The sequence below is a fragment of the Pseudomonas sp. K5002 genome, from assembly GCF_013386655.1.
Lineage (GTDB): Bacteria > Pseudomonadota > Gammaproteobacteria > Pseudomonadales > Pseudomonadaceae > Aquipseudomonas.
The window spans coordinates 1-943 of sequence record NZ_JACARK010001600.1; the positions used below are offsets into that span (position 1 = coordinate 1).

At 66.1% G+C, this 943-nt stretch carries 1 protein-coding gene; it reads left to right on the plus strand.

The window, feature by feature from the left end; translation table 11 throughout:
- Positions 1-943: molybdopterin cofactor-binding domain-containing protein (locus tag HX846_RS38190; RefSeq protein ID WP_178967576.1), on the plus strand; the 943-nt coding region annotated here is incomplete at both ends.

Sequence of the window (943 nt, forward strand, 5' to 3'; positions counted from 1 at the left end):
GCAACGCTGGTCCGTAAATGCTCAAAGTCTCAAGGTCGACGCAGGCGTTATCCGCGGCGAAGACGGGCGCACCATCACTTATGGCGAACTGGTGACGGGCGAGCATGACCAACTGCGCATCAGCGGCGATGCACCGCTCAAGGCCACCGCCGATTACCGCCTGGTGGGCAAGGGCGCAGCCCGGGTGGATATCCCGGGCAAGGCCACCGGCGAACTGACGTACGTGCACGACATGCGCGTGCCGGACATGCTCCACGGTCGGGTGATCCGCCCGCCGTATGCGGGCCTGGATTGCGGTGACTTTGTCGGCAACAGCCTGCTGAAGGTCGACGAGTCTTCCATCGCCCATATCCCGGGCATTGTTGCGGTGGTGGTGATCCGTGATTTTGTCGGCGTGGTGGCATTGCGCGAAGAGCAGGCAATCAAGGCCGCCCAGGAACTGCAGGTGCACTGGAAACCCTGGAACCACCCACTGCCGGACATGAGCGATGTGGAGCAGGCAATCCGCGACAACCCGCGGGTACGCCGCACCGTGCTCGACCAGGGCAACGTCGACGCAGCCCTGGCCGCCGCCAGCCAGCGCATGCCGCGCACCTACCTGTGGCCATACCAGATGCACGGCTCCATCGGCCCGTCCTGTGGCGTGGCGGATTATCAGCCCGGTGGCAGCCGCGTCTGGTCGGGCAGCCAGAACCCGCACCTGCTGCGGGCCGACCTGGCCTGGTTGCTGGAATGCCCGGAAGCGTCCATCGACGTGATTCGCATGGAGGCCGCCGGCTGCTACGGCCGCAACTGCGCCGATGATGTATGCGCCGACGCCTTGCTGCTGTCGCGTGCGGTGGGCAAGCCGGTGCGGGTGCAACTGACCCGCGAACAGGAGCACCTGTGGGAGCCCAAGGGCACCGCGCAATTGATGGATGTCGACGGCGGCCTGAACGCCGAC